Below are 26109 nucleotides of genomic sequence, written 5' to 3' on the forward strand. Positions count from 1 at the left end.
ATGACCAAGGGTTTACCCCTGAGCAGCCACCCTTTCGGCCTTGCTGTGCAGCTTGTTCAAGGCTGACAGATAAGCTTTGGCGGATGCCACCACGATGTCCGGATCGGCTCCGACCCCATTGACCACGCGCCCACTGTGTTGCAAACGAACGGTCACCTCTCCCTGTGATTCTGTGCTTCCGGACGTGATCGCATTGACGGAGTAGAGGACCATTTCCGCGCCACTTTTCACGACAGCCTCGATTGCCTTGAGACTGGCATCCACGGGGCCATTGCCATCGCTCTCGGATTGGTGTTCAACATCCCCCGCGGCGAAAACCACGCTGGCGTGCGGGCGCTCACCCATTTCCGAGTGCTGGGACAACGCCACCAGGCGGTAGTGGTCCTGTTCGGCGGTCAGGCTTTCGTCGCCCACCAGGGCGATGATGTCCTCGTCGAAAATCTCGCTCTTGCGGTCGGCCAGTTCCTTGAACTTGGCGAAAGCAGCGTTGATGTCGGCCTCGGAGTCGATCGTGATGCCGAGTTCGGTCAGGCGTTGCTTGAAGGCATTGCGGCCCGACAGCTTGCCCAGCACGATCTTGTTGGCGGCCCAGCCCACGTCCTCGGCGCGCATGATTTCGTAGGTGTCGCGCGCCTTGAGCACGCCATCCTGGTGGATGCCCGAGGCGTGCGCGAAGGCGTTGGCGCCCACCACGGCCTTGTTGGGCTGCACCACGAAACCGGTGGTTTGCGAGACCAGGCGGGAGGCCGGCATGATCTGCGTGGTGTCGATGCCCACGTCCAGGCCAAAATAATCGCGGCGCGTGCGCACCGACATCACCACTTCTTCAAGCGCGGCATTGCCCGCGCGTTCGCCCAGGCCGTTGATGGTGCATTCCACCTGGCGCGCGCCACCGATCTTGACGCCGGCCAGCGAGTTGGCCACGGCCATGCCCAGGTCGTTGTGGCAGTGCACCGACCAGATCGCCTTGTCGGAATTGGGCACGCGCTCGCGCAGGGTCTTGATGAAGTTGCCGTACAGGTCGGGGATGCCGTAGCCCACCGTGTCGGGGATGTTGATGGTGGTGGCCCCTTCGGCGATCACCGCTTCGATCACGCGGCTGAGGTAGTCCATGTCCGAGCGGTAGCCGTCTTCGGCCGAGAACTCGACGTCATTGGTGAGGTTGCGGGCAAAACGCACCGACAGCTTGGCCTGCTCGAGCACCTGCTCGGGCGACATGCGCAGCTTCTTTTCCATGTGCAGCGCGCTGGTGGCAATGAAGGTGTGGATGCGCCAGGAGTTGGCACCCTTCAGGGCTTCAGCGGCACGGGCAATGTCGCGGTCGTTGGCGCGGGCCAGCGAACACACTGTGGAGTCCTTGATCGCGGCGGCAATCGCCTTGACGGCTTCGAAATCACCATTGGACGAGGCGGCAAAACCGGCTTCGATCACGTCCACCTTGAGGCGCTCCAGCTGGCGGGCGATGCGCAGCTTTTCTTCGCGGGTCATGGAGGCGCCGGGCGATTGCTCGCCATCGCGCAAGGTGGTGTCGAAAATGATGAGTTTGTCGGTCATGGTGGTCTCCGTGGGACAAGTCAAAGGGTCTGTTCAAACCTCAGCACTGAGGGCTGTTTGGGTTTGGCGACACTTGAAATGACTGCTACCAAACAAAACGGCCCGCGGGCAATGCTGGCGGGCCGTTTTGCGAAAGTTCGGATGTGTACTGTGTACAAACGAAAGCGATCAACGCGCCCGGGGCACTCCTAGAAGTAGTAGCAGGTTGGCGTTGAAGGTCGTCATGGAAAGCAATATAGCACGTGGCTCATGGCTTGATACCGGGCAAAAGCCCCGAAAAAGCTATCAGCGGTGTAGCCCTTCTTCATCGGGCTCGTCGGTCGAGGTGGAGATCACGCTCACCGGTTTGCCCTTCAGGCGCTTCCACACATAAACGCCGTAGCCCGACACGCCGTAGACCACGAAAACGCCGAAAAGCACCACGGGAGGGTGGATGGTCACCACCGCGATACCCAAGGCGATCGCCACGATCACGATGAAGGGCACCGTGCGTTTGAAACTGACGTCCTTGAAACTGTAAAACGGCACGTTGGTCACCATGGTGAGACCGGCGTAGAGGGTGAAGGCGAATGCCAGCCAGACCATCCACGGTGCAGAGCGCAGCACTGGGTCGAGGTCGGTCACCACCCAGATCAGGCCGATCACCAAAGCGGCGGCAGCGGGGCTGGGCAAGCCCTGGAAGAAGCGCTTGTCGACCACGCCGATGTTGGTGTTGAAACGAGCCAGGCGCAAGGCGGCGCAGGAGCAATACACAAAGGCGGCGATCCAGCCCCATTTGCCCAGGCCCTTGAGCGACCACTCGTAGACGATGAGCGCGGGGGCAGCACCGAAGGACACCATGTCCGACAGGCTGTCCATCTGCTCGCCAAACGCGCTTTGCGTGTTGGTCATGCGGGCGACCCGGCCATCCAGGCTGTCCAGCACCATGGCGCAGAAAATGCCGATGGCGGATTGCTCGAACTGCCCGTTCATGGCCATGACGATGCCGTAAAAGCCGCCAAACAGAGCCGCCAGCGTGAACAGGTTGGGGAGGATGAAGATGCCCTTGCGGCGCCGACGCGTGCTGGGCGAGTCTTCCGCGTCATCCAGGGGCAGGTCGACCACTCGGGTCGAGGCTGGGTCAGGTTGCGTCGTGGGTAATGTCATGTTCGGCGGAGGATACCTCAAGCGGGGGACGGACATGAACGACCCTTTGAGGATAGGGAATATCGACGTTCAATTGGTTCAGTGTGGCCAAAATGGCCAGATTGACCTCGGACCGCGCCGCCAATTGCCCGTTTTCAGGATCACCAATCCAGAAGGCCACGGTCAGGCCCAGGCCATCGGGGGCAAAGGTCGTCAAGTGGACCGCCGGAGCCGGGCTGGGCAGGATGCGGGGCACCTTGGCCACGGCCTCGGCCAGCAAGGGGCGCAGCCAGTCCAGGTCGGTGCCATAGGCAACTTGCACCTCGGTCATGAGCAGCAGCTTGTTGTCGGCCAGCGAGGCATTTTCAACCCGCTGGGTGATCAGCATTTCATTGGGCACGATGGCTTCGCGCCCCGCCGACGAGCGCAGCACGGTGTAGCGGGTATTGATGTCGGTGATGCGGCCTTCAAAGTTATCAACCTTGACCAGATCGCCAATGCGCAGGCTGCGTTCGGCCAGAATGACGAAACCACTGACGTAGTTGGCGGCCAGTTTTTGCAGGCCAAAGCCCACGCCCACGCCGATGGCGCCGCCCAGCACCGACAGCGCGGTCAGGTCGATGCCCACCGCCGACAAGGCCATCATCAAGCCCACGGTCAGCAGCAAGGCCCGGGACAGGTTGGCCATGATCTTGCGCAGCGACAGGTTGTCGGTGGCGCCTTTCAGCAGGCGGTTCTCGATGACCGAGGACAGTGACAGCGAGAGGATCAAGACCAGAACCGCGCTGAACGCCCCTTCGATCAGATTGCGCAGGCTGACCTGGCTGGAACCAATCTTCCAGGTGATGCCATCCAGTTCATCCAACACCAAGGGCATCACGCCGATGATCCACAGCACGCTGCCTGCCCAGGCCATCCAGGACACGGTGCGCTCGATGACACGCATGGCCGGTGCGTTGGGGAACACCACCCCCAGCACCTTGACGGTGAGGCGAATGACGGCCAGGGACACCAGCACCGGGATGGCCACGCGGAACACGGCCAAGGGGATTTCAACGCCCGCCAGGAAGCGGCGCGCACCCAGCGCCAGCAGGAGCGCCAGGATGGGGAACAGCACGCCGTCCACGACATGCTGGCCGAACCAAATGGACTTGGGGTCGGCCTGGCGACCCCGCGTCAGGCGCACGATCAGCCAGGCACCGCCCAGGCAAGCCAGCAGGAGGCCCAACTCGGCCATGGCCGTGGGCTGCTGCAGTTGGGTCCAGAGTTTGGTGAGTTCTTCGGCCGTCAGGGGCTGGGCAGAGTGCAGGGAGGATGGCGTCGTCGGCATGGATGAAGTTACTACTCGTCGATCAACACGCGCAGGTGGGCCGCGACACTGCGGCCCAAGGCGTCCAGGTTGTAGCCGCCTTCCAGGCAGGAGACGATCCTGCCCTTGGCAAAGCGTTTGGCCACGTCCATGATTTTGCTGGTGATCCAGGCGTAGTCGGCTTCGACCAGGCCCAGGCCACCCAGATCGTCTTCGCGGTGGGCGTCAAAACCGGCGGAGATGAAGATCATCTCAGGCTTGAAGAACTCAAGCCGGTGCATCCAGTAGGTTTCGACGATTTCGCGGATCACCTTGCCGTTGCTGCGGGCCGGCACGGGCACGTTGACCATGTTGGCGGCACGGCACTCTTCACCGCTGTAAGGGTAGAGAGGATGTTGGTAGAAACTGACCATCAAGACGCGGTCGTCGTTGGCCAGGATGTCTTGCGTGCCATTGCCGTGGTGGACGTCAAAGTCCACGATGGCCACACGCTTGAGGCCCCGCACGTCCAGGGCATGCCGGGCCGCCACGGCCACGTTGTTGAACAGGCAAAAGCCCATGGTCTGGCGGCGCGTGGCATGGTGGCCAGGCGGGCGCACCGCGCAAAAGGCATTGTGCAGTTGGCCATCGATGACGGCGTCGGTGGCCGCCACGGCGGCCCCTGCGGCCCGCCATGCGGCAGAGCGGGTGCCGGGGCAGGCCAGGGTGTCGGGGTCGAGCGCACGCGTGTCGCCGGTGGATTCCAGCTGGTGCAGGAAATCATCCAGCGTCGCCACGTAGTTGCTCTCGTGGGCCAAACTCAGGTCGGACAACTTGGCCAGCGGCGCTTCGTGCTGCGACATCAAGGCATCCAGGCCCTGGGCACGCAGGTGGTCGGCGATCGCCAGCAGGCGTTGGGGACACTCAGGGTGGCCGTGGCCCATGTCGTGGGCCAGGCAATCTGGATGGGTGAAATAACCGGTCGACATGGGTCAGTCCCGCGCGGTGTGGCCCGCCGGTTTGGGTTAAGGTAATGCCATGCTTCTTCGCACCGAACCGCTCCCTGCCGCAGCGCCAAGCGCCGCCGCCTTGAAGACCTCTCAGATCACACAGCTCGTTGATCAGATTAGCACGATCATCGTGGGCAAGCGAGAGCAGGTCACCCTCAGCGTGATCTGCTTGCTGGCCGGCGGTCACCTTCTGATCGAAGACGTGCCGGGTGTGGGCAAGACCACCCTGTCGCAGGCCCTGGCGCGGTGCCTGGGCCTGAGTTTTTCACGCATCCAGTTCACGGCCGACCTGTTGCCCTCCGACCTGATCGGGGTGAGCGTGTATGAACGCCAGCGCGAAGAGTTCGTCTTTCACCCGGGGCCTGTGTTTGCCCAGGTGCTGTTGGCCGATGAAATCAACCGCGCCGGCCCCCGCACCCAGAGTGCCTTGCTGGAAGCGATGGAAGAACGCCAGGTGTCGGTGGAGGGCGAGACGCGCCCCCTGCCCTCGCCGTTTTTCGTGATCGCCACGCAGAATCCCTCCGAGCAGTTGGGCACACACCCCTTGCCTGAATCCCAATTGGACCGGTTTGCCATGCGCCTGTCCTTGGGCTACCCGGACCCGGCCTCTGAACGCGCCCTGCTGATGGGCGAAGACCGGCGCGAGGCGATTCAACACCTGCAGCCATTGTTGTCGCCCAGCGAATGGGCAGCCTGGCAAGCCAAAGTGAACACCATCCATGTGGCCGATGCCTTGCTGGACTACCTGCAAGCCCTGCTGACCGCTACGCGCGACGGTCGTTGGTTTGCGCAGGGGCTCAGCCCTCGCGCGGGGCTGTCCTTGCTCAAGCTGGCCAGGGCGCGCGCCTTGTTCCTGGGGCGCGGCCACGTGTCGCCCGAAGACATCCAGACGCTGTGGGTACCCACCGTGGCGCACCGGCTGGTGTCGCTGCCGCAATCAGGCCGCAGCGCCGCCGCCCAGGCTCGTGCGCTGCTGGAGGCCACCCAAGTGCCATGAGCATTGGCGATGCCTTCAGGTGGCTGGTGCGGCGGCCGCAAGTGTGGTGGCGCCAATGGTGGGATTCGCGCCTGCACCCCCGCGAGCAGGTCACCTTCACGCAACGCAACCTGTACATCCTGCCCACCCCGGCCGGCTGGGGCTTTGCCGTGGTGATCATGGTGATGCTGCTGGCCTCCATCAATGAGCAGATCAACCTCGGCTATGCGCTGACCTTCATGGTCAGTGGAGCGGCGCTGATGACGATGCACATCACGCACGCCAATGTGCGCGGCTTGAGCCTGCGCCTGTTGCCCTTGCGCAGCCTGCACGCGGGCGATGTGCTGCGGGTGGGCGTGGTCCTGGCCCACACGGGCAAGCGACGCGGCCGTTTTGGCCTGGAATTGAAAGTGACCCGGCCGATTGCCGCGGGCATCGCTTCGCACGAGGAGGCCAAGGTCGAATGCGAAGTGGGGCCTGCCAGCGAAACCACCGTGGAGATGGATGTGCCCGCCGCCCTGCGTGGCTGGCTTGACCTGCCAAGATTGACGCTGCAAAGCCGTTATCCCTTGGGCCTGTTCCGGGCCTGGGGCTATTGGCGCCCTCAAGGCCGGGTGCTGGTCTGGCCCACGCTTGATCCCTTTGCACCGCCCTTGCCCGACAGCGCCAGCGAAGTGCCAGACGCGCACACCGTCCGCCCTTTCATCCCTTCCGCCGAGATGCCCGAGGGTTTGAGGGCCTACCGTCGTGGTGACCCGCTGCGCTGGATTGCCTGGAAGAAATCAAGCCACGCCCTGGCTTCGGGCACCGGGCTGGTCAGCCGAGAACCAGCCGCTGGCCGCACGCCCGATCTTTGGCTGGACTGGGACCAAAGCCCAGGACTGCAAGGCCTGGACACTGAAGCGCGCTTGAGCCGCCTGGCCAGTTGGGTGATCCTGGCCGACCAGCGAACCGGCATGGCCTATGGGCTGAAATTGCCCGGCCAGACCATTGAATGTGGGCAGGGCAGCATCCACCTCAGAACCTGCCTGGATGCCTTGGCCGTGTGGGGCCTCGTGGCACCGCCCGCCCGAAAGGCCCGCCCATGAGGGTGCCTCAACTGGCCATCAGCCGCGAAGGCCGCGACACGCTTTGGCTGTTGGCGATGCTGGCCTTGATCATGGCCCCCCACGCCGCCCGCTTGCCGCTGTGGTGCGCCGTGGGTGCCACGCTGGCCATGCTATGGCGCGCCCACATGGCCTGGCGCGACAGCCGCCTGCCACCACGCTGGGTGTTGCTGGTCGCCCTGGCCACGTGTGTGGGGCTGACTTTTTTGACTCACCGTGCGCTGTTTGGCCGCGAAGCGGGCGTGACCCTCGTGGTCGTGCTGACCGGGCTGAAGACGCTGGAGTTGCGCGCCCGCCGCGATGCCTTCGTCGTGACCTCGCTGGGATTTTTCCTGATCCTGACGCAGTTCCTTTACTCGCAAAGCATCGTGCTGGCCGCCTTGATGGCACTGGCCGTCTGGGGGCTGATGACCTCGCTGGTGCTGGCTCAGCGCCCCTTGGGCCGCCCGCCTTTGATGACCGTGGCCCGCGAGGCTGGGCGCACGCTGGTGTGGGGCGCGCCCTTGATGCTGGTGCTGTTTCTGCTGTTTCCGCGCATTGGCCCGCTGTGGGCCCTGCCCTCGGATGCACAAGCTCGCTCAGGTCTGTCCGACAGTCTGACCCTGGGCAATGTGGCTGAGCTGGCCCTGGACGACAGCATCGCCATGCACCTTCGTTTTGAAGGCACACCGCCCACCCCATCGGAGATGTATTTCCGTGGGCCGGTGCTGGACGATTTTGATGGCCAAACCTGGCGAACCCGCCGTGCGTCGCGTGACCGCGTTGAAGACATCGAGCACCACCCCATCGACACCCGTGGCCCCGCCATCCGCTACCAACTCACGATGGAAGCCACCCACGCCAGGATCTTGCCCCTGCTGGAAGCCACACTGAAAGTTCAGACACCGCCACAACAAGCCGCTTTGAGGCTGGAGCGTCGAGGGCTGGCCTGGACGATGGGCAACGCCCTCCATGAACGCATTCAACTTGACGCCCAGGCCTGGACCCAGTTCCGCCACGGCGTGAGCCACACCCCGCAAGAGCTGGCCACCTGGGTGCAACTCCCGCGCGGGTTCAACCCTCGCACCATCGCCTGGTCGCAGTCCTTCCGACGCAATCCGGCTTTGGCACAGGCCACGCCTCGTCAACTGGTTCAGGCTGTGCTGGCCCACATCCGCCAAGAAAACTACAGCTACACCCTGGCGCCCGGCAATGACGAGGTCTCGCCAGACCAACCTCAGCCGCACCAGGTCGATCGCTTCTGGCTGGACCGGCGCGCCGGTTTTTGCGAGCACTTCGCCTCGTCCTTCGTGGTGGTGATGAGGGCCATGGGCGTGCCCAGCCGCGTGGTGACGGGCTACCAGGGGGCGGAGCTCAACACCGTCAATGGCCTGTACATCATCAGGAACAGCCACGCTCACGCCTGGGCCGAATACTGGCAAGCGGGCGAGGGCTGGGTGCGTGCCGACCCCACTGCCGCCGTCGCGCCCGAGCGGATCGACCGCAGCCGCCCACTGGCCGCACCTCGCAGCGGACTCGCCGGTGCCCTGCCCCAGTTTGACTCGCCCATCTGGCGCCAAGGCAAGGCATTCTGGGAGGCGACCAACCACCGCTGGAACGTCTGGGTCTTGCAATACTCGCGAGGCCGTCAGCAGCAACTGCTGGGCAAACTGGGCTGGGATGCCAACGACTGGACGGACGTGGCGCGGGCCTTGACCATCGCCTTGTCGGGCATTGCCCTGGCGGGCGTGGGCTGGCTGTGGCTGACCCGTGAACGCCTTCATCAATCGCCCTGGTTGCAACCCATGGGACAGGTCCACCGAGCCCTGGTCAAGGCAGGCATACCGCCGCCCGATGGCCTGGCCCCGGCCTCGGCGCTGAACTGGGTTCATGCCTTGCAAAACCTGGGGCCCACTGCCGACGAACGCCAGGCGAACCTGGTGAGCCAGATGGTGTCTGCCTTGCAGGCGCTGGACACCCTGCGCTATGGCCCGAACCTGGACACTGCTGGCCAGCCCATCAAGCCACGCCAACAGGTGGCCCAAGCCAGGCCACTGCGCAGGTCCATCGAAGAAGCTGCCCGCCAGTGGCGCGCCCACCGGGCCAAGGTGCGGCATCGGGCACACTGATGTCCGAGGCGCCCATTGGGGCGCCACCAGACATCACGCGCGCCCATGACGACATTGCCAGACTTTTTTTTGCAACTCCGCCTCACCTTGCCCTGCGCGCTGGTCATGGGCTTGAGTGGCTGTGCCAGCCCCCCCGCGCCAGCGCCTCTGGCCTCCATCACCGCGTCGGCCGCACCTGACGCGGCCTTGGCATCGCCTGAGGCGCCCGATGGCCAGGCCATTCCAGCACCCGCGCTGGTTCAGACCGAGGTACCTGCCCCCGAACCTGGCAACTACGGACAAAGAGACGATGCCCGCCTGCTGGCCGATCGCTTGGCGAAAGACTTTCAGCTGGATCCAGCCTGGGTCTTCTCGGTGCTGTCCCAAGCGCGCTTCAAGGAGAGCATCACCAGGTTGGTCATGCCCGCGCCCAGTGGCACCGCCAAGAATTGGGCGGTCTACCGCAGTCGTTTCATTGAACCCATCCGCATCAGGGCAGGTGTGACCTTCTGGCGCACCTACGAAATGGACCTTAGGCGTGCGGAGGCACGTTGGGGCGTGCCCGCCAGCATCATTGCAGGCGTCATTGGGGTTGAAACCATCTACGGCCGCCAGACCGGCAGCTACCGTGTGCTGGATGCACTGACCACCTTGGGTTTGGATTTTCCAAAAGGGCGCAGCGACCGCAGTGCTTTTTTTCAAAAAGAATTGGGCCATTTCCTGAAGCTTTGCAGCGAGCAGAACATGGACCCGAGCACCGTGCTGGGTTCTTACGCCGGGGCCTTGGGTTTACCGCAATTCATGCCCAGCTCGGTGCGCAACTTCGCCATTGATTTTGATGGTGACGGCCGCATTGACCTGCTTCGCAGCCCGGTGGATGCGATTGGCAGCGTGGCCAAATACCTGGCCGAGCATGGCTGGCGAAAAGACATGCCCACATACTATGAAGTAACGCCCCCCACCGATGCGGAGGCACTGGCCAAATTGCTGGCGCCGGACATCGTGCCCAGCTTCAGCGTGGGCACGATGCAAAGCCTGGGCGCTGTCTTGCCCGATGTGGCCCAAACTCACACGGGTTTGCTGGCCTTGGTGAAACTCCAAAATGGTGAAACGGAACCCACCTATGTGGCAGGAACTGACAATTTTTATGCCGTGACGCGTTACAACCAGTCCAGCTATTACGCCTTGGCCGTGATTCAACTGGGGCAGGCGGTGTCCCGGGATGCCAGCAATTCGCCATGAATTCCAGACAGGCAATTACAAAAAATTCTTGGGGCCCGATTTGCAAACTGAATATATTTGTGTTTAGAATTCGGCCGCGGCGTTTAACGCCCGGCTCTGATTCCCTCAATAAGTATTCAACGCCCCTGACCTCGGGCCACAAGGACTCTTCATGAGCAACTACCAAGATCTTCTGGCAAAAAAGGCCGCCCTCGAAAAGCAATCGGCCGAACTCGACAAACAATTGCAAGATGCTCGCCGCGCTGAACGTGCTGGCGTCATCGCCCAAGTCAAATCCCTGATGGCCGAGCATGGCCTGACCCTGGCCGACCTGGGTGGCGGCAAGGCTGGCGCCTCTGGCAAGGCCCCTTCGGCCAGCGCTGGCCGCAAGGTCGCGCCCAAGTACCGCAACACCGCCACCGGTGAAACTTGGACCGGCCGGGGCCTGCAACCCAAGTGGGTTCAGGCTGCAGTGGCATCGGGCAAGAAACTCGAAGATTTCGCGATCTGAATCTGAATTAACCTTCGGTTAGTTCTGCAAAAAGCCGACGCTCACGCGTCGGCTTTTTTTATTGGCGCATCAAACCCTCAAGGGGCCTGGTCCTTGAAATCACCCGCCAGGCCAAACACAAATTGATCCGGCTTGAGATAACGCCTCAAAGCCTGATTGACTTGATCCAAGGTCAAGGCCTCCAAAGCCGCGTCCACTTTGGCCGACACGTCGAATGTGCGGTCCAGGTAAAGGTTGCTCACCCAAGCCCCGGCCAAGCGCGCATCTTGCGCCCGCGACAATTGGCGGAAATTCAAGAGCCCCCGTTTGCCGGACTCAAATTCGGTTTGCGTAAACCCTTGGGCCAACACCTTGGCCACTTCCTCCCGGAAAGCCGCCTCCACCTTGCCCCGATTTTGCGGCGCAAAAATGGCGGAGGCCACCCACTGCGAATTGGGCTCGATCGAATTCCATTGCACCGCGCTGTAAACGCTGTAAGACAAACCTTCCTTTTCACGGATGCGGTTCCAGAATCTGGAATCGCCCCCGGAGCCCAGCAAATGATTGGCCAGCATGAAAGCCGGGTAGTCAGGGTGCAAATCGTTCAAGGGTAAATCTTGCAGCACCTGCATGGCCGCATTTTGTTTGTCGGGCGTCAGCAGCACCAGGCGGGCGGGCGCCACGGGTATCAAAGGTGATGGCACGCGCGCAATGGCTTGTTGGCTGGACCAGCCACCCAAGGCCCGTTGCAAAGCCTGGGTCACGGCCTTGGCATCAAAATCACCCACGGCTGCAAACTGGGCCTGGCTGGCGCCCACGAATTTGGCGTGGAACTCACGAACCTGCTCAATCTTCACCGCGCGCCAATCGGCTTCGATCTCGTCAAAGGTTCGAGCATGGCGAACATCGCCGCGCGGATACGGATTACCGTGGCGCGACAAGGCTTCGCTCAACACCGCTTGAGGTTCCTTGCGCTGGCCCTCCAGCCCGGTCAGGGCCTGGCGGCGAATCTCCTCCAGCGCATCGGCCGGCAAGCTGGGGTGGCGCAGCAAATCGCCGACCAGCTCGATCGCAGCAGGCAGGTTCTCGCGCTTGGTCGAGATGCCCACGCTCAAGGTGCCATCGTCGGCCTGGAAGGACACCTCGGCTTGCAAAGCGTCCATCCGATCTTGCACCTGCTGACGGTTCAAGGTGCTGCTGCCTTTGTCCAGCAACTCACCCAAGGCTGAAGGCACTTCGCCCCAGTTGGCCAGCGATTTTTCATCGCCCATGCGCAGGGTCAAGGTGGCGCGCACAGCCTGGCCTCGCGTGGTCTTAGGCAGCAGGGCCACTTTCAAGCCAGGCTCGATGGTCAAACGCTGGGTGCGGGCATTGATGTTGGCGGGGCTGGCCACGAAGGTCTCGGCCTGCACGCCAGCATCCTGGCCTTTGAAGTCCTTCAGCATGGCGGCCACGTCCACGCGCTCGGGCGTCGGTGCGCGAGCTGGCGTGGCGGTGGGCAGGTACTCGCCCACCGTGCGGTTGGACTGCACCAGATAGCGCTGGGCCACGCGTTGCACATCGGCCAGCTTGACCGCCTTGACCCGATCACGGCTGAGGAACATCAAGCGCCAGTCGCCTTGCGCCACCGCGCTGGACAAGGCCACGCCCACGTGCTGCGAATCGGCAAAGCCCATGTCCCAATCGTTCAGCCATTTGGTGCGGGCACGGTCCAGCTCTTCCTGGGTGATGGGCTCGCGGCCCACCGACTCGACCACGTCCAGCAAAGCCTTGCGGGAAGCCTCCAGATCCTGCCCCGGGGCCAGTTGGGCGCCCATGATCATGAAGCCCGGATCGGCCAGCGCTTGCGAGAAACTGAACACCCCGGCGGCCAGTTGCTGCTCGGTCAGGCGCTTGTGCAAACGGCCCGAAGGGTTGTCTCCCATGATCACTTCCAGCAACTCCACCGCCGCGAAATCGGGGTGGGCGCCAGGTACCACGTGGTAGGCCGCGTACAGCAGCGGCACGCCGCCCACGCGGCGCAAGGTCACGGCCCGTTCGCCGTCTTGCACCGGGTCCAGCGTGTACAGCGGGGGCAACACGCGCTTGGGTTTGGGGATGACGGCGAAGTACTGCTGGACCCAGGCCAGCACCTTCGCCTGGTCGAACTTGCCGGACACGATGAGGGTGGCGTTGTCAGGCTGGTAATGCTTGCGGTAGAAGGCCTGCAGGTGGCTGATGTCCACGCCTTCCACGTCAGCACGGGCGCCGATGGTGGACTTGCCGTAGTTGTGCCACTGGTACATGGCAGCCACGGTTTTCTCCAGCAAGACGCGGCCGGGCGAGTTCTCGCCCATCTCCATCTCATTGCGCACCACGGTCATCTCGCTGTCGAGGTCCTTGCGCGCGATGAAGCTGTTGACCATGGCATCGGCCTGCCACTCCAGGTACCAGCGCAGGTTCTCATCGTTGGCCGCAAAACTGGCGTAGTAATTGGTGCGGTCATAGGACGTGGAGCCATTGGCGCTGAAGCCGCGTTTGTTGAAATCGCCCCACACCTGGGGATGGCGGGGAGAACCCTTGAACAGCATGTGTTCCAGCAAGTGAGCCATGCCAGTTTCGCCGTAACTTTCGTGGCGAGAACCCACACGGTAGGTCACGTTGACCGTGGTCGTGGGCTTGGAATCGTCCGGGATCAGCAACACCTGCAAGCCATTGGGCAAACGGTATTCACGGATGCCTTCCACCGCGGTGACCTGGCTCAGGGCCGCTGGCGAGACCGGGCCTTTGGCCAACGCCGGGCTCATCAAGGCCGTGGCCAAGGCCAGGCTCAACACGGAGGCAAATGCATTTCTTGATCGGATGGGAGTCATCACGGCGCCGACTGGATCGGATGGTGGCAATGCGGTTCAGTGTAGGCGCGGGCCCGAAAGGTTCCCGTTTCTGGCCTTATGCTGATGGGCGCCACAGCTGTCATCACAAAACTTCACATCAACATGAATCGACGCTCACGTTCAGTCACCGTTTTGGCCAGCCTGGCTGGGCTGGTTTTGCTGTCCGGCTGTGGCAAGAACGACGTCACACCATGGTCCGGTTATGCCGAGGCTGACCTGGTCTACCTGGCCTCCTCGGGCGCGGGCGTGTTGAGCACCATCCAGGTTCAGCGGGGCGATGTGGTGTCCGCCGGGGCCGATCTGTTCCAGATCGACGCCGCCTCCGAGATCTACAGCAAGCAGGCCGCCCAAGCCCAGCAAAGCAAGGCCGCCGCCCAGTTGGCCGACCTGGGCAAAGGGCGGCGCCAGAACGAGCTGAAGGCCATCAAGGCCCAGCTGGACCAAGCCAAGGCGGCGTTGACCATCTCGACCGCGCAACTCAAGCGAAACCGGGACCTGGTGCGCCAAGGGTTCATCACCCCCTCGCAGATGGACGAGCTGGAAGCCGCCAAGGCGAGGGACACTGCCCGCGTGCACGAGTTGCAAGCGCAACTGGCGGCCGCCGAAGACAGCGCCCGCCCCGACACCCTGGCCGCTGCCAAGGCCGAGCTTCAGGCGGCCAAGGCGCAGGTGTCGCAGCAGCGTTGGGCTGAAGATCAGAAGGTGCGGCGCGCGCCAGTTGCCGCCCGCGTGTTCGATGTCCTGTACCGACTGGGTGAGTGGGTGCCGGCAGGCGCCCCCGTGGTTGCCCTGCTGCCCGACCACGCCGTGAAGGTGCGCTTCTTTGTGCCGCAAGAGGCCCTGGCTCAAACCAAGGTGGGCCAGGCCGTGCGCTACAACTGCGACGGCTGCACGGCAGGCACCGCCACGATCCGCTACGTGTCGCCCCAGGCCGAGTTCACGCCCCCGGTGATCTACAGCAACGAAAGCAAGGGCAAGCTGGTCTACATGGTCGAGGCCACACCCGATGACCAAGCCACCGACGCCCTCAAGCCCGGCCAGCCCCTCAGCGTGACGCCCGCCCCTGCCGCCGCCAAGACATGAGCGAGCCGTCGTCCTCTGAGTTGGCCATCGACGTCCGGGGCCTGAGCAAGCGTTTCGGTGACCGCATGGTCGTGGATGGCATCGACATCCAGGTTCGACGCGGCGAGATCTGCGGCTTCCTGGGCCCCAACGGCAGCGGCAAGACCACCACCATCCGCATGCTCTGCGGCCTGCTGGAGCCCACCGCAGGCCAGGGCCACTGCCTGGGCTTCGACCTGGTCACGCAATCACGCCAGATCAAGCTGCGCACCGGCTACATGACGCAAAAGTTCGGCCTTTACGAAGACCTGAACATCGAAGAAAACCTTTACTTCATCGCCGAGGTTTACGGCATGCCCGGCGGACGCCAAAAGGTCGAGCAAACGCTGGACCGACTGGGCCTCACCGAGCGCCGCCATCAACTGGCCGGATCGCTCTCGGGCGGCTGGAAGCAACGCCTGGCGCTGGGCGCCTGCCTGCTGCACGAGCCCCAGTTGCTATTGCTGGACGAACCCACCGCTGGTGTCGACCCCAAGGCGCGCCGCGATTTCTGGCACCAGATCCACCTGCTGGCCGCCGAGGGCCTGACCGTGCTGGTCAGCACCCACTACATGGACGAGGCCGAGCGCTGCCACCGCCTGGCCTACATCTCTTATGGCAAGGTGCTGACCGCGGGCACGGCCGAGCACGTGATCGACACCTCCGGCCTGAAGACCTGGCAAGTGCGCGGCGAGCAGCTCGACAAGGTGATGGCCCTGACCAACCACAGCGACGACTGGATGGCCATTCCCTTTGGCACGGCCGTCCACGTCAGCAGCACCAGCCAGTCAGACTTCGCCGAATGGCTGCGGGCCCAGTCGCCCCAGCACGACTGGCTGGTCGAGACCATCCCCACCAGCCTGGAAGACGTCTTCATCCACCTGAGCCAGCATGCACAAGACAATTACCGATAAGCCGCTGTCATGGCGCCGCATCTGGGCGGTGCTGCGCAAGGAGTTCGTGCAGATCAAGCGCGACCGGCTGACCCTGGCCATGCTGGTCGCCATCCCCTTGCTGCAACTGGTGATGTTCGGCTATGCCATCAATGGCGACCCCAAGCACCTGCCCACCGTGGTCGTGGCCCCCGACGCCAGCCCCATGGTGCGCAGCATCATCCGGGCCGTTGAGAACACCGGGTACTTCGACGTCGAGGCCATCGTCACCGAGCAGGAGGCCGAGCGCTGGCTGGCCGAAGGCGATGCCCAATTCGCGCTCGTCTTTCCCTCTGACTTCACCCACAAGTTGATGCGTGGTGAGCGCCCTGCCATCGCGGTCTACAGCGACGCCAGCGACCCATCGACCTCAGGCGGCGCCCTGGCCACCCTGAGCATGCTGCCCAACATCGCCTTGAACGCCGAACTGCGCGGACCCTTGAGCCGACTGCAGGCGGGCCCTGCCCCCTTTGAGTTGCGCATCCACCGCCGCTACAACGCCGAAGGCATCACCCAGTACAACATCGTGCCCGGCCTGATGGGCATCATCCTCGTGATGACTTTGGTGATGATGACCGCCATGGCCATGACCCGCGAGCGCGAACGCGGCACTTTGGAAAACCTGCTGGCCACACCGGTCAAACCGCTGGAGGTGATGATCGGCAAGATCATGCCCTACGTGCTGATCGGCTACCTGCAGGTGCTGATGGTCTACATCGCCTCGCGCTGGCTGTTCGCCATTCCCATGTTCGGCAACCACCTGCTGCTCACGCTGACCGTGCTGGTGTTCATCATCGCCACGCTGGTGGTGGGCTTTTTGTTCTCGACCATCGCGCGCACGCAGATGCAGTCCACGCAGATGACGATCTTCTACTTCCTGCCCAACATCCTGCTGTCCGGCTTCATGTTTCCCTTTCGGGGCATGCCGACCTGGGCGCAGTGGGTGGGCGAGGTCATGCCCATCACGCACTTCCTGCGGGTGGTGCGCGGCATCATGCTCAAGGGCTCCACCTTGATGGAGATTTGGCCGCAGCTGTGGCCCATGGCGCTGTTCACCTTGGTGGTTGGCGCCATTGCCATGCTGCGTTACCGGCAGACGCTGGACTGAATCAAATCGTGTCGATCAGCGAGCGGGCCGCTGAACCGGTGGCGCACGCATCACGCGGACCTTGCCACCCGTGGTCACCAGCAGCACCGCATCGCCTGGGTTGAAGGTCTCGTTGCCCTTGGCCTGGATGATGGAGCGGCGCTGGCCATTGCTCATCTGCAGCAGGATCTCATTGGCGTCTTCGCGGGTGCCGTAGCGTTCAGCGGCATTGCCAACCACACCGCCCACCACCGCGCCAATCACCCCCACGATGACCTGTTCGCGGGAGCCCCCGACGGCCGAACCGCCCACGCCACCGATCACGGCACCCGTGGCCGCACCGGCTCCGCTTTGCGAGCCTTCAACCACCACGGGCCGCACATTCAGCACCACGGCATCTTCAACTTGCGACAGGCGCTGCGCGTCACCCGGCTTGACCACGTCGGGGCTGGTGGTGGAACAGGCGGCCAGCACGGCCAACATCAAGCCGGTACTGGCGGCGATCACAAAGCGTTTCATGGGAATGGTCCTCAGCGACTGTTGAGTCACTTTAACGCATCCCCCTCACCCCTGGCTGACACCGGGTCACCCCGGCGTCGCCTCAGTCTTCGATGCCCAATTCCTGAATCTTGCGCGTGATGGTATTGCGGCCAATGCCGAGTTTTTGCGCGGCCTCGATGCGCCGTCCGCGCGTGATCTCCAGCGCGGTGTGGATCAACTGCGCCTCGAACTGTCGGGTCAGCACATCCCAGACATCCGTGGCCCCCGACTCCAGCCTGACACGCGCCTCGCGCTCCAGGTCGGACAGCCAACTGGCGGGTGCCGCCGCGGGCGTGCTGGGGGCCAAGGTGCCGGGGAACGAGCCGGTCGGCACATAGGACGCCTCGACGCCCCCGACCATGTGGCCACCGGACACCGCCGCAGGGTCTGTGATGGCCACCGTGGCGGCATGGCTGTCCGGCAAACCCACCGGTGCGACGGGCTCAGGCGGCGGATAAGCCTGCATGGGCGCCGACAGGCTGTTGGGCGCAGAAGGTGCCATAGGCTGCACGCCCATCAACTCAGGCGGCAAGTCTTTGGACTCGATCACTTGCGAGGGCGCCATCACCGTCAGCCAATGACAGATGTTCTCCAGCTGGCGGACATTGCCAGGGAAATCAAAAGCCGTGAGCCTGGCCAGGGCTGGCTCGGAGATGCGCTTGGCATCCACGCCCAGATCCTTGCCGCTTTTCTGCAGGAAGAAGCGCGCCAAGGCGGCCACGTCTTCACGGCGTTCGCGCAAGGGCGGCAGACGCAGGCGGATCACGTTCAGGCGGTGGAACAAGTCCTCGCGGAACACGCCCTGGCGCACGCGGTCTTCCAGGTTCTGGTGGGTGGCCGCGATCACGCGCACATTGCTCTTGAGCGGGTGGTGGCCGCCCACGCGGTAGAACTGGCCATCGCTCAGCACACGCAGCAAACGCGTCTGCAGGTCAAACGGCATGTCGCCGATTTCATCGAGGAACAAAGTGCCGCCATCGGCCTGCTCAAAACGCCCACGCCGCATGGTCTGCGCACCGGTGAAAGCGCCGCGCTCGTGGCCGAACAATTCTGATTCCAGCAGATCCTTGGGGATGGCCGCCGTGTTGATGGCCACAAAAGGCCCGCTGCTGCGCGAACTGTGCTTGTGCAGCGCCTGCGCCACCAATTCTTTACCAGAGCCTGATTCGCCCGTGATCAGCACGGTGACGTTGCTCTGGCTGAGGCGGCCAATGGCGCGGAACACGTCCTGCATCGCCGGGGCCTGGCCCAGCATCTCGGGCATTTGCTGCAAGCGCTCGTCAGAGACGTCCTCGCGCACGCTCTCGTCCACCGCGCGGCGGATCAGCTCCACCGCCTTGGGCAGGTCAAAGGGCTTGGGCAGGTATTCAAACGCGCCGCCCTGGAAGGCCGACACGGCGCTGTCCAGATCGGAATACGCCGTCATGATGATGACGGGCAGGCCCGGGAAGCGCGCCTTGACCTTGCTCAGCAGGTCGATGCCCGAACCACCCGGCATGCGGATGTCCGACACCAGCACCTGGGGCTCATCGTCTTCAAGGGCAGCCAGCACGTCACGCGGATTGGTGAAGCTGCGCACCGGGAGGTCTTCGCGCGCCAACGCTTTTTCAAGCACAAAGCGGATGGATTGGTCGTCGTCAACGATCCAGATAGGTTTCATGCCGGCCTGTCAGTGTGTGCACCCGATGGTCGAATGCTGACAGGGCAGCCCGGTCACGGCAAGGGAATCAATAATTTGAAAACCGTGCGTCCTGGCTCGCTCTCGCATTCGATGGTGCCTTGGTGCTGTTGAACGAAGGTTTGTGCCAATGTCAGACCCAGTCCCGAACCACCGTCTCGCCCAGACACCAATGGGTAGAAGATGCGATCGCGGATGGACTCGGGGATGCCCGGGCCGTTGTCCTCAATATGCAAGACCAGTGCCAGGCGGTGCAATTGCCGGTTGATGGTGACGCGGCGAGCCACCCGCGTGCGCAAAGTCAGCATGGCGTCGCCGGTCTGAATTCGGTCCGACAAGGCCTGGGCGGCATTGTGGGCAATGTTCAACACGGCCTGGATCAGTTGCTCGCGGTCGCCCCGGAACTCGGGCAAGGACGTGTCGTAGTCGCGCCAGACCTTCAGCCCCTTGGGAAACTCGGCCAGGATCAGGGAGCGAACACGCTCGCACACCTCGTGCACATTCACATCGCCCACCAGGTGCGGCCTGCGGTGCGGCGCCAGCAAACGATCCACGAGTGCCTGCAGGCGATCCGCCTCGTGGATGATGACCTGGGTGTATTCGGTCAGCGATTTGGATTCCAGCTCCATCTGCAGCAATTGCGCCGAGCCACGGATGCCGCCCAGCGGATTCTTGATCTCATGCGCCAGGTTGCGGATCAGCTCCTTGTTGGCCTGGGCCTGGTCCAGCGCACGCTCTTCCCGCTCCTGGCGGGTTTGCTGCTCGACCTCGACCAGCTCGATCAAGACCAGGTCGGCATGCTCCAAGCGGGTCACGATCACCTGAACCGGCAGGGAATCCACAAAAACGTGGGGATGTCGCTTGAGCTGGGCCTCGATGCGGCTGGTGGCGTATTCGTTGCGCGCCACGGCGCCCACGATGTCTTGCAGCAGCATCGGGTCTTCGAACCAGTCGAAGATGGATTCGCGCAGCACACTGCGGCGCGACAGGCCCAGCACTTCTTCAAACGCGGCATTGGCGAACAGGCATTGCCCGTCGGGCTCGACCACAGCCACCATCGTGGCCAGGTAGTCGAACACGTCCAGATTGCTGGGCAGCAGCTTTTGAACTTCGCCTGGGTCCACGGTGGAACCGCCCCGGGCCATGCTGGCCTGGCGCCCCGAGTGAGCACCCGCCCGGCCAGATGATGCAACCTGACTCACTTGCCGCTGCCTGCCGCCGTCAACTCGCGCCTCAGGGCGGCAACGTCAGCTTCTTTGCGGGTCACGGCGGCCTTCATCTCATTGACGCGGTCCTGGTATTTCTGGAAATTGCGCTCGTCGCCCTGGCGCTCAGGCTGGCCGTTGTTGTATTGCTTTTGCAAAGAGGCCAACGCGGCCTCTTCTTTCTGGAGTTCGGCTTCCAGGATGCGGCGCTTGTCGGCGTCGCGGGCCTTCTGGTCATCGGCAGCCACTTTTTCACCACCTGATGATGGCGTGGCGGTAGAGCCTTTGGGCCTGATCGACTGGATGACGGTGATGGGCGCGCCTTCCAGCGTCTTGCACCCTTTGGCGATGGCCTCTTTGGCCGACAAGGCATCGGTGTAGAGGTTGCCCGGACAACGGTAAACCGGCTTGTCATCCGCCTGCGCCTGGGCGCCGCTCGTCAGCAGCAGTGCCGCCAAAGCCAGCCCATGAGCCGCATGGGCCCACCAAAAATCCTTGGTCGTCAAAGTGTTCTTCCTGTCGTGCATGTTGGGGCGCTCCAGCGTGATTCGGGCCAAGTATGCCTTCAGCCCAGCACCCTTAACGCCTGAAAAGCAAAAAGGGGCGACCGGAGTCGCCCCTTTTACACACGCCATGGCGTGATCCCGGGAGGAATCACAGGCTGTAGTACATGTCGAACTCGACCGGGTGAGTGGCCATGCGGAAGCGGGTGACTTCCTGCATCTTCAGCTCGATGTAAGCGTCGATGTAGGCATCGGTGAACACGCCACCCTTGGTCAGGAACGCGCGGTCCTTGTCCAGGTATTCCAGAGCCTGATCCAGGCTGTGGCACACGGTGGGGATCAGTGCGTCTTCTTCGGGCGGCAGGTGGTACAGGTCCTTCGTGGCGGCTTCGCCAGGATGGATCTTGTTTTCCACGCCGTCCAGACCCGCCATCAGCAGGGCCGAGAAGCCCAGGTAGGGGTTCATCAGTGGATCGGGGAAGCGGGCTTCCACGCGACGGCCCTTGGGGTTCGCCACGTGAGGAATCCGGATCGAGGCCGAGCGATTCTTGGCCGAGTAGGCCAGCTTCACCGGGGCTTCGAAGCCAGGCACCAGACGCTTGTACGAGTTCGTACCAGGGTTGGTGATGGCGTTCAGGGCACGGGCGTGCTTGATGATGCCGCCGATGTAGAACAGCGCGTATTCGCTCAGGCCAGCGTAGCCGTCGCCTGCGAACAGGTTCTTGCCATCTTTCCAGACCGATTGGTGAACGTGCATGCCGGAGCCGTTGTCGCCAACGATGGGCTTGGGCATGAAAGTCGCGGTCTTGCCATAGGCGTGAGCGACGTTCTGGATCACGTACTTTTGCAGCTGGACCCAGTCGGCGCGCTGAATCAGCGTGCTGAACTTGGTGCCGATTTCCATCTGACCGGCGTTGGCCACTTCGTGGTGATGCACTTCGACGGGAATGCCCAGCGATTCGAGGATCAGGCACATTTCCGAGCGCATGTCCTGGAAGCTGTCGACGGGAGGCACGGGGAAGTAGCCACCCTTGACAGCAGGACGGTGACCCGTGTTGCCGTGCTCGTATTCCTTGCCGGTGTTCCACGAAGCTTCTTCGGAGTCAATCTTCGAGAAGCAGCCGGACATGTCGTTGCCCCAGCGGACGCTGTCGAACACGAAGAATTCGGGTTCGGGGCCGAAGTAAGCGGTGTCGCCCAGGCCGGAGGCCTTCATGTAGGCTTCAGCGCGCTTGGCCAGCGAGCGAGGATCGCGCTCGTAAGGCTTGCCGTCGGCAGGCTCGACCACGTCGCAAGACAGGATCAGGGTGGGCTCTTCGAAGAACGGGTCGATGTTGGCCGTGTTGGGGTCAGGCATCAACTGCATGTCAGAGGCTTCAATGCCCTTCCATCCAGCGATCGAGGAGCCGTCGAAGGCGTGGCCCGAGGTGAATTTGTCTTCGTCGAAGTGCGACACGGGCACGGTGACGTGCTGTTCTTTGCCGCGGGTGTCAGTGAAACGGAAATCAACGAATTTGACTTCGTTGTCTTTCACCAACTTCATCACGTCGGCGACGGTCTTATTGGCCATCAGAAGCTCCTAGCCAGAGGCTTAAGTTAAAGCGAGGTAATCGAATGAGGTTGTTTCCAGATCAGAAACAGCGCGCAGTGTAATAGCAGAAAGCGTGCCGTCGTCCGGACGCCTACCTTAGGGAATTCGGTGATCCGCCAACGGTGCAATGCCCCAAGTTCAGTGCTTGATGCACCCCAACGCATCACACGACGGGGAAAGTCGGCCAAAAAGGAGGCTGAGCCCAAGCCAGGAAACCATTAATTAGCACCAATACAGTGCATTAATGAATCATAAATCTTAACGCACCATTGTTGGGCCAACTGATGCACCAATTTGAGACAAACCCGTTTGCATCCATGCGAAGGCTTGTTCGGCAGCCGGCGCCAGGCCTTTGACGCCCAATTCAATGTGGCGGCCATGCACCGGGTGGTCCACGCTGGGCAGGCTGAACACGCGGACGCCCGGAAAGCGTTGCTCCAGCTCCACCATCATCGGCGTCAGCACCGACTCGGCCATGGCATAGACGATCACCGAATGCTCGACCTGACGCGCCCGCCCGTGCAGATCGGCATGCAGTTCGTCCAGTGCCCAAGCCATCATGGGCCAAGCCATGACGGGAAAGCCCGGCAGGAAATGCACGCGCCGCTCGATCGAAAAACCCGGGATCTGGTTGTAGGGGTTGGGGACGATGGTGGCGCCCTCGGGAAAGCGGCCCATGTCCAGGCGGCGCAGGGTGTCGGGGTGGTCGGGCAAGAAGGGCACACCCTCCTTGTCGGCCATCACTTTGACGCGCGCCAGGATCAGCTCGCGCGCCTCGGGGTGGAGCACCAGTGGGCGGCCCCAAGCGGCCGCGGCGCAGGCCCGGGTGTGGTCATCGGGCGTGGCGCCAATGCCGCCGAACGAGAACACCACATCGCCGCCCGCCAAGGCGGCACGCAGCTCGGCGGTGATCTGCTCGGGTTCGTCGCCCACATAGCGGGCCCACGACAAGCGCAGGCCACGCTCATTGAGCAATTCGATGGCCTTGACCAGGTGCTTGTCTTCGCGACGTCCGCTGAGGATCTCGTCGCCAATGATGATGATGCCGATCATGCGAGATCCAGGGTGACGAGTTGAGGTGTGGGGTCGGCCGCGCGCATGTCACGCAGGGCGGCCAGCAGGTAGTGGCTGAACCACAGTGACGAGAAGGCGAACACCAGCGTGTAGACCCAGACCGAAACCACGATAAGCAAGGGCGCCACCACGACCGAGATGGCGCCAAGCACCGCCCACAGGGCCGTGGGCGCAGCACCCAGGTAACCCGAGATCACCCCCATGATCAGCAAAGGCATGCGGTGGTCTTGCAGCAAGGTGACGCGCTCTTGAACCGTGGCATGCCCTGCCAGCGCGTCATAGGCCATGACGCGGTAGGTCAGCCAACCCCAGATGAGCGGCGGCAGGACCAGGCCAAACGGCGGGATCAGCCACAGGGGCAAGCTGACCACCATCACCAGCACGGCGAGCAGGGTGGCACCCAGCGACCAGGACAGCGAGGTCCACCAGGGCGCCTCGTGCCGCACTTCCAGGCCCGCGAAACGGCGCTGAACCACCAGGCGGACCAGCGCAGGCATCATCAAGGTGGCCACCAGCAGCAGTGACAGCACCACCAGCAGCGGCACGGCCAGCACCACCACAATCAAGGGCGCGATGAATGCGCGCAAGCCCGAAGCCCCCACGGTGTCCAGCCAACTCAGCAAGGTCTGACTGATGGCCCAGCTGTCCAGGCCCTGGCGCACCCCGGCCACCGCGCCTTCCCAGTAAAAGTGAGCCAGCCCCACCGACAGCACCGCCGCCACCAACAATGGCAGCAGGGACAGCCAGATCACGCGGGGATGCAGGCAGTAGGCCGCCGCGCGCCAGAAAGCATCAATCGTCTTTTGCATGACGACAGGATACCCAAGGTCGGGTTCAGCTGCCTTGGAAGAGTCTTTTCAAACCCAGCCACTGCTGGGCCCAAAAGCCACGACCATAGTCTTTGCTGCCAAATTCTGGCAGTTGATCGCGCACGCCGGTGGGCTCCAGGGTCAGGTCATGGCGGGTGTCGATGCGGGCCGTGCCGAACAGTCTGTCCCAGACCGGGAACAGCACCGCGAAGTTGCAACCACCCAGGCTGCCCGGGGTCGGGCCCTCATGCCCTACCCCGATGCCATGATGAATGCGGTGAAAGCGCGGGCTGACGAGCAAACGCTCGCCCAACCAGCCAAAACTCAGGCGCAGGTTGGCATGGGCCAGGCTCTCCATCAATTGCGTGATGGCCACGATGGCGATGAACTGCCCGGGCGGCACGCCAATGGCACGGGCGGTGAACGCGATGATGGTGTCCCGGAGCAGGTCATCGAGGAGGTGGTTGCGGTTGTCGCTCCACATCGTCATCTGGCGCTGGCTGTGGTGCAGCGAATGCAGAGCCCACCAGCGATTCAGGCCGTGCTGACCACGGTGGATCCAGTAGTCCACCAGGTCGAACACCACCAGGTACAGGGCGAAGCTGGCCAGGGCCGTGTCGGTCACGCCGGGCCACCAGCCCTGCATCAGCGCATCCAGCTGAATGCCGTCGATGCCCTGCACACGGGCCGAGCCAAAGGCTTCGTCCAGCAGGGGGTCGATCGAGAAGAACATCAGCAGTCTGAACAGGCCCAGGCGGTGGATGAAGGTGTAGACCATGTCCACCCGCACCGCGATGCGGTCGCGCAAGGGCTCGACCGGGCGCCAACGCTGCAGAGGCGCCAGCAGGCAGAGCATCACCAGCAACTGGATGAGGCCAACCATCAGCCAACCGGTGGCCTCGAAGGCATCTTCCAGCAGATTGCCCATGCCCAGGCCGTAGACGATGGGCTGCACCAGCGTTTCGAACAACCATTGCTGGACGTTGCCAAAGGCGTCACTCAAGCTGGCGATGATGTCGAGATCGATCATGGCCAATGCCTCAGCGTGGGGCCGTGCCCACGTGCGCGTACCCGGGGTGATCGCGCAAGGTGGCAAAGCACAGGCCCTTGGCTTTCAGGCCGATGATCAAGGGCTCCAGCACCGCAGGGGCCCAAGGATCCTGGCGGGACCAGATGCCCAGGTGCATCAGCAGGATGTCGCCACTGCGGATGTGGCGCAAGGCGCGGTCCAGCAAGGCGCGGTTGGGGTAGCGATCGCTGGACAACTCGTCACCCAGGAAACCCGCCGCCGTCCACGGCACGTGCTGCCAGCCGCAAGCCTTGGCGGCTTTGAGCAAGGCGGGCGAGGTCTTGCCACCCGGGGCCCGAAACAAGGCTCGCATGGGCCGCCCGGTCATCGCCTCAAAACGGCGCGCGGGCTTGGCCAGCTCTTCGCAATAGTCGGCCTGGCCAAGGTGCAGCCTCTGCCCCGCTTGAGGGCCGGCCGTGGGTTGCAGCACAAAGCCTTTGGGCTCGCCGGCACGCCAGACCACATGGTTCCAGGTGTGGGAACCAAAATCATGGCCATCAGCGGCCAGGGCCTTCCACCAAGGGGCCCACTGGTCGTCCAGCGAGGTGCCCGCAGCCTTGCCGCCCACGGCTTGCGTGCGTTCGTTAGCCAGGAAGAAGGTGGCCTTGACGTGCTGGCGTTTGAGCACATCGCCGATCAAGGGGGCCACGCCCATGTGGCCGGTGTCGATCGTGAGGTAAACAGGCTTCGGACAGGGCTCTTCAGCCAAGGCCCCCGCACTGCACCAAGCCGAAGCCAAGGCCACGATGGCGTGAAACCAGGGTTGGGGCGATGACCACAGACTCATCAT

At 63.3% G+C, this 26109-nt stretch carries 22 protein-coding genes; 8 read left to right on the forward strand and 14 right to left on the reverse strand.

From position 1 onward, the window contains the following. Positions 1-12: 12 nt before the first annotated feature. The 4 genes from Q7V20_RS04640 to Q7V20_RS04655 form a co-directional block, all read right to left on the reverse strand. Positions 13-1554: a 2-isopropylmalate synthase gene (locus tag Q7V20_RS04640; protein ID WP_304787677.1), complete on the reverse strand. Its 1542-nt coding sequence runs from the start codon at positions 1552-1554 to the stop codon at positions 13-15. 285 nt (positions 1555-1839) lie between these two features. Further along, complete coding sequence (gene pssA / locus Q7V20_RS04645) at positions 1840-2700, reverse strand: CDP-diacylglycerol--serine O-phosphatidyltransferase (RefSeq protein WP_304787679.1); 861 nt, start codon at positions 2698-2700, stop codon at positions 1840-1842. Next, positions 2675-4009 carry a mechanosensitive ion channel family protein gene (locus tag Q7V20_RS04650; protein WP_304787681.1) on the reverse strand — a complete coding sequence of 445 codons (1335 nt, stop codon included), beginning with the start codon at positions 4007-4009 and terminating at the stop codon, positions 2675-2677. Before Q7V20_RS04650 ends, pssA begins: the two co-directional genes overlap by 26 nt. Positions 4010-4020: 11 nt before the next feature. Then, positions 4021-4956, reverse strand: coding sequence for a histone deacetylase family protein (locus tag Q7V20_RS04655; protein ID WP_304787683.1), 936 nt, complete (start codon positions 4954-4956; stop codon positions 4021-4023). Between the two features lie 49 nt (positions 4957-5005). Here Q7V20_RS04655 and Q7V20_RS04660 point away from each other — a divergent pair, with 49 nt between their 5' ends. From Q7V20_RS04660 to Q7V20_RS04680, 5 genes are all read left to right on the forward strand, one after another. Next, positions 5006-5974 carry a MoxR family ATPase gene (locus Q7V20_RS04660; protein WP_304787685.1) on the forward strand — a complete coding sequence of 323 codons (969 nt, stop codon included), beginning with the start codon at positions 5006-5008 and terminating at the stop codon, positions 5972-5974. Then, positions 5971-7041, forward strand: coding sequence for a DUF58 domain-containing protein (locus tag Q7V20_RS04665; protein WP_304787686.1), 1071 nt, complete (start codon positions 5971-5973; stop codon positions 7039-7041). Before Q7V20_RS04660 ends, Q7V20_RS04665 begins: the two co-directional genes overlap by 4 nt. Further along, positions 7038-9167, forward strand: coding sequence for a DUF3488 and transglutaminase-like domain-containing protein (locus tag Q7V20_RS04670; protein WP_304787688.1), 2130 nt, complete (start codon positions 7038-7040; stop codon positions 9165-9167). The genes Q7V20_RS04665 and Q7V20_RS04670 overlap by 4 nt, the downstream gene beginning before the upstream one ends. 45 nt (positions 9168-9212) lie before the next feature. Continuing rightward, complete coding sequence (gene mltB, locus Q7V20_RS04675; RefSeq protein WP_304787690.1) at positions 9213-10388, forward strand: lytic murein transglycosylase B; 1176 nt, start codon at positions 9213-9215, stop codon at positions 10386-10388. A gap of 151 nt (positions 10389-10539) precedes the next feature. Beyond that, the gene (locus Q7V20_RS04680; protein ID WP_304787693.1) at positions 10540-10878 is read left to right on the forward strand and encodes an H-NS histone family protein; all 339 of its coding nucleotides are present in this window, start codon (positions 10540-10542) and stop codon (positions 10876-10878) included. Between the two features lie 77 nt (positions 10879-10955). Here Q7V20_RS04680 and Q7V20_RS04685 read toward each other — a convergent pair whose 3' ends face one another. Continuing rightward, positions 10956-13712 (reverse strand): M16 family metallopeptidase, encoded by a 2757-nt coding sequence (locus tag Q7V20_RS04685; RefSeq protein ID WP_370652402.1) that lies wholly within the window; start codon positions 13710-13712, stop codon positions 10956-10958. A gap of 120 nt (positions 13713-13832) precedes the next feature. Here Q7V20_RS04685 and Q7V20_RS04690 point away from each other — a divergent pair, with 120 nt between their 5' ends. Genes Q7V20_RS04690 through Q7V20_RS04700 form a run of 3 tightly spaced genes read left to right on the forward strand, consistent with a single transcriptional unit; the run spans position 13833 to position 16871 of the window. Next, positions 13833-14813, forward strand: coding sequence for an HlyD family secretion protein (locus Q7V20_RS04690; protein WP_304787697.1), 981 nt, complete (start codon positions 13833-13835; stop codon positions 14811-14813). After that, positions 14810-15745, forward strand: coding sequence for an ABC transporter ATP-binding protein (locus Q7V20_RS04695; protein ID WP_304787699.1), 936 nt, complete (start codon positions 14810-14812; stop codon positions 15743-15745). Before Q7V20_RS04690 ends, Q7V20_RS04695 begins: the two co-directional genes overlap by 4 nt. After that, entirely contained in the window at positions 15723-16871 is a 1149-nt protein-coding gene (locus Q7V20_RS04700) for an ABC transporter permease (RefSeq protein WP_304787701.1), read from the forward strand. The genes Q7V20_RS04695 and Q7V20_RS04700 overlap by 23 nt, the downstream gene beginning before the upstream one ends. A 15-nt stretch (positions 16872-16886) precedes the next feature. Here the strand turns inward: Q7V20_RS04700 and Q7V20_RS04705 are convergent, their stop codons facing one another. From Q7V20_RS04705 to Q7V20_RS04745, 9 genes are all read right to left on the reverse strand, one after another. Then, complete coding sequence (locus Q7V20_RS04705) at positions 16887-17369, reverse strand: glycine zipper 2TM domain-containing protein (RefSeq protein WP_304787703.1); 483 nt, start codon at positions 17367-17369, stop codon at positions 16887-16889. A gap of 82 nt (positions 17370-17451) precedes the next feature. Then, positions 17452-19050, reverse strand: coding sequence for a nitrogen regulation protein NR(I) (gene ntrC, locus Q7V20_RS04710; RefSeq protein ID WP_304787705.1), 1599 nt, complete (start codon positions 19048-19050; stop codon positions 17452-17454). Between the two features lie 53 nt (positions 19051-19103). Then, a complete protein-coding gene (glnL, locus tag Q7V20_RS04715) occupies positions 19104-20213 on the reverse strand; it encodes a nitrogen regulation protein NR(II) (protein ID WP_370652404.1) in 1110 nt (369 codons plus the stop codon). 53 nt (positions 20214-20266) lie between these two features. Continuing rightward, positions 20267-20830 carry a hypothetical protein gene (locus Q7V20_RS04720; protein ID WP_304787709.1) on the reverse strand — a complete coding sequence of 188 codons (564 nt, stop codon included), beginning with the start codon at positions 20828-20830 and terminating at the stop codon, positions 20267-20269. A 97-nt stretch (positions 20831-20927) separates the two neighbouring features. After that, positions 20928-22346 carry a type I glutamate--ammonia ligase gene (glnA, locus tag Q7V20_RS04725; RefSeq protein WP_304787711.1) on the reverse strand — a complete coding sequence of 473 codons (1419 nt, stop codon included), beginning with the start codon at positions 22344-22346 and terminating at the stop codon, positions 20928-20930. Positions 22347-22625: 279 nt separating this feature from the next. Continuing rightward, positions 22626-23420: a molybdopterin-binding protein gene (locus tag Q7V20_RS04730; RefSeq protein WP_304787713.1), complete on the reverse strand. Its 795-nt coding sequence runs from the start codon at positions 23418-23420 to the stop codon at positions 22626-22628. Beyond that, positions 23417-24250 (reverse strand): EI24 domain-containing protein, encoded by an 834-nt coding sequence (locus Q7V20_RS04735; RefSeq protein ID WP_304787715.1) that lies wholly within the window; start codon positions 24248-24250, stop codon positions 23417-23419. Before Q7V20_RS04735 ends, Q7V20_RS04730 begins: the two co-directional genes overlap by 4 nt. 25 nt (positions 24251-24275) lie before the next feature. After that, positions 24276-25280, reverse strand: a complete 1005-nt coding sequence (locus Q7V20_RS04740) for a sterol desaturase family protein (RefSeq protein ID WP_304787718.1) — start codon at positions 25278-25280, stop codon at positions 24276-24278. 10 nt (positions 25281-25290) lie between these two features. Then, positions 25291-26109 (reverse strand): polysaccharide deacetylase family protein, encoded by an 819-nt coding sequence (locus Q7V20_RS04745; protein WP_304787720.1) that lies wholly within the window; start codon positions 26107-26109, stop codon positions 25291-25293.

Origin of the sequence: Aquabacterium sp., assembly GCF_030652515.1 — a bacterium.
Lineage (GTDB): Bacteria > Pseudomonadota > Gammaproteobacteria > Burkholderiales > Burkholderiaceae_C > Aquabacterium.

Excerpts from the sequence above, each read along its gene's own strand:
- Q7V20_RS04740 (WP_304787718.1), bottom strand. The coding sequence starts at position 25,280 with ATGATCGATCTCGACATCATCGCCAGCTTGAGTGACGCCTTTGGCAAC.
- Q7V20_RS04670 (WP_304787688.1), top strand. The coding sequence starts at position 7,038 with ATGAGGGTGCCTCAACTGGCCATCAGCCGCGAAGGCCGCGACACGCTT.
- glnA (WP_304787711.1), bottom strand. The coding sequence starts at position 22,346 with ATGGCCAATAAGACCGTCGCCGACGTGATGAAGTTGGTGAAAGACAAC.
- Q7V20_RS04690 (WP_304787697.1), top strand. The coding sequence starts at position 13,833 with ATGAATCGACGCTCACGTTCAGTCACCGTTTTGGCCAGCCTGGCTGGG.
- Q7V20_RS04655 (WP_304787683.1), bottom strand. The coding sequence starts at position 4,956 with ATGTCGACCGGTTATTTCACCCATCCAGATTGCCTGGCCCACGACATG.
- Q7V20_RS04745 (WP_304787720.1), bottom strand. The coding sequence starts at position 26,109 with ATGATGAGTCTGTGGTCATCGCCCCAACCCTGGTTTCACGCCATCGTG.
- Q7V20_RS04695 (WP_304787699.1), top strand. The coding sequence starts at position 14,810 with ATGAGCGAGCCGTCGTCCTCTGAGTTGGCCATCGACGTCCGGGGCCTG.
- mltB (WP_304787690.1), top strand. The coding sequence starts at position 9,213 with ATGACGACATTGCCAGACTTTTTTTTGCAACTCCGCCTCACCTTGCCC.
- Q7V20_RS04705 (WP_304787703.1), bottom strand. The coding sequence starts at position 17,369 with ATGAAACGCTTTGTGATCGCCGCCAGTACCGGCTTGATGTTGGCCGTG.
- Q7V20_RS04640 (WP_304787677.1), bottom strand. The coding sequence starts at position 1,554 with ATGACCGACAAACTCATCATTTTCGACACCACCTTGCGCGATGGCGAG.
- Q7V20_RS04735 (WP_304787715.1), bottom strand. The coding sequence starts at position 24,250 with ATGCAAAAGACGATTGATGCTTTCTGGCGCGCGGCGGCCTACTGCCTG.
- Q7V20_RS04700 (WP_304787701.1), top strand. The coding sequence starts at position 15,723 with ATGCACAAGACAATTACCGATAAGCCGCTGTCATGGCGCCGCATCTGG.
- Q7V20_RS04660 (WP_304787685.1), top strand. The coding sequence starts at position 5,006 with ATGCTTCTTCGCACCGAACCGCTCCCTGCCGCAGCGCCAAGCGCCGCC.
- ntrC (WP_304787705.1), bottom strand. The coding sequence starts at position 19,050 with ATGAAACCTATCTGGATCGTTGACGACGACCAATCCATCCGCTTTGTG.
- Q7V20_RS04730 (WP_304787713.1), bottom strand. The coding sequence starts at position 23,420 with ATGATCGGCATCATCATCATTGGCGACGAGATCCTCAGCGGACGTCGC.
- pssA (WP_304787679.1), bottom strand. The coding sequence starts at position 2,700 with ATGACATTACCCACGACGCAACCTGACCCAGCCTCGACCCGAGTGGTC.
- glnL (WP_370652404.1), bottom strand. The coding sequence starts at position 20,213 with ATGGCCCGGGGCGGTTCCACCGTGGACCCAGGCGAAGTTCAAAAGCTG.
- Q7V20_RS04665 (WP_304787686.1), top strand. The coding sequence starts at position 5,971 with ATGAGCATTGGCGATGCCTTCAGGTGGCTGGTGCGGCGGCCGCAAGTG.
- Q7V20_RS04650 (WP_304787681.1), bottom strand. The coding sequence starts at position 4,009 with ATGCCGACGACGCCATCCTCCCTGCACTCTGCCCAGCCCCTGACGGCC.
- Q7V20_RS04680 (WP_304787693.1), top strand. The coding sequence starts at position 10,540 with ATGAGCAACTACCAAGATCTTCTGGCAAAAAAGGCCGCCCTCGAAAAG.